Origin of the sequence: Escherichia sp. E13S3 (assembly GCF_004212325.1) — a bacterium.
Lineage (GTDB): Bacteria > Pseudomonadota > Gammaproteobacteria > Enterobacterales > Enterobacteriaceae > Escherichia.
The window spans coordinates 1-4,431 of sequence record NZ_RHJR01000032.1; the positions used below are offsets into that span (position 1 = coordinate 1).

Here is a 4,431-nt window from a genome sequence, read left to right on the forward strand (position 1 = left end):
CTCTTCGTCATCAACCATGTCGCATTTGTTCAGGAACACGATGATGTACGGAACGCCTACCTGACGACCCAGCAGGATGTGCTCACGAGTCTGCGGCATCGGGCCGTCAGTCGCAGCAACTACCAGGATCGCGCCGTCCATCTGAGCAGCACCGGTGATCATGTTTTTAACATAGTCGGCGTGCCCCGGGCAGTCTACGTGTGCGTAGTGACGGGTCGGGGTGTCGTATTCAACGTGAGAAGTGTTGATGGTGATACCACGAGCTTTTTCTTCCGGCGCGTTATCGATCTGGTCGAATGCGCGAGCAGCACCGCCGTAGGTTTTAGCCAGTACGGTAGTGATTGCAGCGGTCAGCGTTGTTTTACCATGGTCAACGTGGCCGATAGTACCGACGTTAACGTGCGGTTTTGTACGTTCAAACTTTTCTTTAGACATCGATTGTCCCTCTAAGACACGGATAAATCGGTGATATCACCACATCAACCAGGCAACATGCCCGACTTGTTGAATGCAATAAACAGAAGGAAAAAACAGGGAGGAGAAAAGAAGTGGTGCTGATAGGCAGATTCGAACTGCCGACCTCACCCTTACCAAGGGTGCGCTCTACCAACTGAGCTATATCAGCACATCTTGGAGCGGGCAGCGGGAATCGAACCCGCATCATCAGCTTGGAAGGCTGAGGTAATAGCCATTATACGATGCCCGCATCCTGGAACTCGGCTACCTGATTTTCATTCTGCACTGAATATCGAGAGAAGCTCTCTTTATTCGAGCCGGTAAGCGAACTTATCGTCTCGGGCTACGCCATCGCGTGGCCGAAATTGGTGGTGGGGGAAGGATTCGAACCTTCGAAGTCTGTGACGGCAGATTTACAGTCTGCTCCCTTTGGCCGCTCGGGAACCCCACCGGACTTGATGGTGCCGACTACCGGAATCGAACTGGTGACCTACTGATTACAAGTCAGTTGCTCTACCTACTGAGCTAAGTCGGCATCAAGTAGCGCGCATTCTATGGAGACATGCGAGTTCATGCAACTAAAAAATTGCATAATTTGTTTTATTGGTCACATTTTGCGCGACACGATGAATAAACAGCCGAATTGCGAGCAGATTAGCATACTTTTTCAGCATCACTCTGCATTAACAATGCGCGCCAGCTAAAACACAATTCTTTTTATCAGATGGAATATCTGTCACATTGCTTTTCAACGATAGCTTCCTGGAAGAGATTTTTTCTTATTATTCCTCCCCATCTGGTGTTACCCTCCTGCCCATTAACCCATTCAACAGAACTGTGACGCGCCATGGCAAATATCGCTTTGCCGATAGAGCTATGACCGCCAGAAACATGCTTATGAGTATAAAAGAGCAAACGTTAATGACGCCTTACCTACAGTTTGACCGCAACCAGTGGGCAGCTCTGCGTGATTCCGTACCTATGACGTTATCGGAAGATGAGATCGCCCGTCTCAAAGGTATAAATGAAGATCTCTCGTTAGAAGAAGTTGCCGAGATTTATTTGCCTTTATCGCGTTTGCTGAACTTCTATATAAGCTCGAACCTGCGCCGTCAGGCTGTTCTGGAACAATTTCTTGGCACTAACGGACAACGCATTCCTTACATTATCAGTATTGCTGGTAGCGTCGCGGTAGGGAAAAGTACGACTGCTCGTGTGTTACAGGCACTATTAAGCCGTTGGCCGGAACACCGTCGTGTTGAACTGATCACCACCGATGGTTTTCTTCATCCCAACAAAGTGCTTAAAGAACGTGGCCTGATGAAGAAGAAAGGCTTCCCGGAATCGTATGATATGCATCGTCTGGTGAAGTTTGTTTCCGATCTCAAATCCGGCGTGCCAAACGTTACAGCCCCTGTTTACTCGCATCTTATTTATGATGTGATCCCGGATGGAGATAAAACTGTTGTTCAGCCTGATATTTTAATTCTTGAAGGGTTAAATGTCTTACAGAGCGGGATGGATTATCCACACGATCCACATCATGTATTTGTTTCTGATTTTGTCGATTTTTCGATATATGTTGATGCTCCGGAAGACTTACTTCAGACATGGTATATCAACCGTTTTCTGAAATTCCGCGAAGGGGCTTTTACAGACCCGGATTCCTATTTTCATAACTACGCGAAATTAACTAAAGAAGAAGCGATTAAGACTGCCATGACGTTGTGGAAAGAGATCAACTGGCTGAACTTAAAGCAAAATATTCTACCTACTCGCGAGCGCGCCAGTTTAATCCTGACAAAGAGTGCTAATCATGCTGTAGAAGAGGTCAGACTACGCAAATAATTTTCAGGGGAGCTAATGCTCCCTTTTCTTATTTTTCTGCACTACGCAGGGATATTTCACCGCCCATCCAGGGTTTTATTATTCCATCCTGCTCAAGCAATAAAGCGCCCTGTTTGTCTATTCCGCGTGAAATGCCAAATATTTCTTTATCACCAATGATAAGTTTCACTGGGCGATTAATAAAATTATCCAGCTTTTCCCAGCGAGAAAGATAAGGTGCCAATCCTTCTTGCTCGAAGAGTTCCAGCGCCGCGCGTAATTCACGTATTAGCATGGCCGCCAACGTATTACGATCGAGATTGATCCCCGCTTCCTGCAGCGTGATCCACCCCTGATTAACGACACTCTCTTCAACACGACGCATTGCCATGTTGATCCCGGCACCAATGACAATTTGTGCCGCATCGCCGGTTTTGCCTGTCAGCTCCACAAGAATGCCTGCCAGCTTGCGATCCTGCAGATAGAGGTCATTAGGCCATTTAACGCGGACTTTATCAGCTCCTAGCTTGCGTAATACTTCCGCCATCACGATACCGATAACCAGACTTAAACCAATCGCCGCCGCCGGGCCTTGTTCCAGACGCCAGAACATCGACAAATATAAGTTTGCGCCAAAAGGCGAAAACCATTTCCGACCTCGGCGACCACGGCCAGCCTGCTGGTATTCAGCAACGCAGGCATCGCCCGATTTAAGCTCTCCGATACGATCAAGAAGGTACTGATTCGTGGAGTCAATCACTGGCAGCACGGCTACACTACCGCCATCCAGCTGGCTTAATATCTGTTCTGCATTAAGTAATTGAATGGGCTCAGGCAGGCTATATCCTTTACCCGGAACGGTAAAGACATCAACACCCCAGTCACGCAGTGTCTGAATGTGTTTATTAATAGCCGCCCGGCTCATTCCTAACGTTTCACCCAGCTGCTCGCCAGAGTGAAATTCACCATTCGCTAACAGCGCGATTAATTTCAGTGGAACGGTATTATCCTTCATGAAATCGTCTCCACTGCGCTAACTTCACCTGATGCACCAATAAAGCGAACTTCTGGCTCAAGCCAGACATTAAATTTTTCACCCACTTTCTGTCTTACATGATGTGCCAGTTGCACGACATCTTCGCTTTTTGCATTGTCTTCATTAATGAGAACCAGCGCCTGTTGACGGTGAACCGCAGCACCACCAATTTGCGTCCCTTTAAGCTGGCACTGATCGATAAGCCAACCTGCTGCCAGTTTTACTGAACCATCTGTCTGGGGGTAATGTGGTGCTGTTGGAAATTGTGCCAGCAACGCGTTAGCCGTTTCGGCAGAAACAACAGGATTTTTGAAGAAACTACCCGCATTACCGTTCACTTTTGGATCGGGAAGTTTTGTAGTCCTCATATGGCACACAGCATCAAATACTTGCTGTGGCGTTACCGTTGAAGGATCCAGGCGAGTTAAGTCACCATACGTCAGTACAGGTTGCCACTCTTTTGGCAGACGCAGACCTACAGCTACAATAGCGAAGCGATCCTGGTATTCATGCTTAAAAATACTGTCGCGATAGCCAAAGCGGCACTCTTTAGCTGTTAAACGCTCTTGCTTGCCTGTCGCCAGTTCAACACAGTCAACATAAGCGCAAACTCGCTGTAATTCTACGCCATAAGCCCCAATATTCTGGATAGGTGATGAACCGACACAACCAGGAATTAATGCCAGATTTTCCAGACCAGGCATACCTTCCTGCAAAGTGTATTTCACCAGGTGATGCCAGTTTTCTCCGGCCCCAACATGTAAATACCACGCATCAGGTTTATCATGAATTTCGATACCTTTGATCCGGTTGATGATCACCGTACCGCGGTAGTCTTCCAGAAAAAGTACATTACTTCCTTCACCCAGAATAAGAACGGGTTGTCCTTCTGCGGCTGCATGCTGCCAGGCATTGAGTAGTTGTTGTTCGTCTTCGGCACATACAATGTGCTTCGCATTATGATCAATGCCGAAGGTGTTCCAGGGTTTTAGGGAGTGGTTCATAGCTGCTTTCCTGATGCAAAAACGGGGCTAGTTTACCGTATCTGCGGGGGGATGGCTTGTAGATATAACGATGGCAAGAGTTTGTAGCAACGCAAAAAGGCCATCCTG

Annotated in this window: 4 protein-coding genes, 4 tRNA genes and 1 pseudogene; 2 read left to right on the forward strand and 7 right to left on the reverse strand. The window is 47.6% G+C overall.

The window, feature by feature from the left end:
- From D9597_RS22900 to D9597_RS22920, 5 genes are all read right to left on the reverse strand, one after another.
- On the reverse strand, nucleotides 1-435 hold a 435-nt coding region (locus tag D9597_RS22900), incomplete at its 3' end, for a GTP-binding protein (protein WP_000031723.1).
- A 114-nt stretch (nucleotides 436-549) separates the two neighbouring features.
- A tRNA-Thr gene (locus D9597_RS22905) sits at nucleotides 550-625 on the reverse strand.
- A gap of 6 nt (nucleotides 626-631) precedes the next feature.
- Nucleotides 632-706 (reverse strand) — tRNA-Gly (locus tag D9597_RS22910).
- A 116-nt stretch (nucleotides 707-822) separates the two neighbouring features.
- Nucleotides 823-907: transfer RNA gene (locus D9597_RS22915), tRNA-Tyr, on the reverse strand.
- Nucleotides 908-915: 8 nt separating this feature from the next.
- Nucleotides 916-991 (reverse strand) — tRNA-Thr (locus tag D9597_RS22920).
- Nucleotides 992-1,010: 19 nt separating this feature from the next.
- On the opposite strand from D9597_RS22920, the pseudogene D9597_RS23615 reads away from it, so the two are divergent.
- Together D9597_RS23615 and coaA are read left to right on the forward strand one after the other, a co-directional pair.
- Nucleotides 1,011-1,161: pseudogene (locus tag D9597_RS23615) on the forward strand (hypothetical protein); the annotation flags it as partial.
- Nucleotides 1,162-1,353: 192 nt separating this feature from the next.
- On the forward strand, nucleotides 1,354-2,304 hold the full coding sequence (gene coaA / locus D9597_RS22925; RefSeq protein WP_000023076.1) for a type I pantothenate kinase: 951 nt from the start codon (nucleotides 1,354-1,356) through the stop codon (nucleotides 2,302-2,304).
- A gap of 28 nt (nucleotides 2,305-2,332) precedes the next feature.
- Here coaA and birA read toward each other — a convergent pair whose 3' ends face one another.
- Complete coding sequence (birA, locus tag D9597_RS22930; protein ID WP_000654626.1) at nucleotides 2,333-3,298, reverse strand: bifunctional biotin--[acetyl-CoA-carboxylase] ligase/biotin operon repressor BirA; 966 nt, start codon at nucleotides 3,296-3,298, stop codon at nucleotides 2,333-2,335.
- Complete coding sequence (gene murB / locus D9597_RS22935) at nucleotides 3,295-4,323, reverse strand: UDP-N-acetylmuramate dehydrogenase (protein ID WP_130224912.1); 1,029 nt, start codon at nucleotides 4,321-4,323, stop codon at nucleotides 3,295-3,297. The genes birA and murB overlap by 4 nt, the downstream gene beginning before the upstream one ends.
- Between the last annotated feature and the right edge of the window lie 108 nt (nucleotides 4,324-4,431).

Bases quoted from the DNA above. Each gene is read 5' to 3' on its own strand.
- murB (WP_130224912.1), bottom strand. From the start codon at position 4,323: ATGAACCACTCCCTAAAACCCTGGAACACCTTCGGCATTGATCATAAT.
- birA (WP_000654626.1), bottom strand. From the start codon at position 3,298: ATGAAGGATAATACCGTTCCACTGAAATTAATCGCGCTGTTAGCGAAT.
- coaA (WP_000023076.1), top strand. From the start codon at position 1,354: ATGAGTATAAAAGAGCAAACGTTAATGACGCCTTACCTACAGTTTGAC.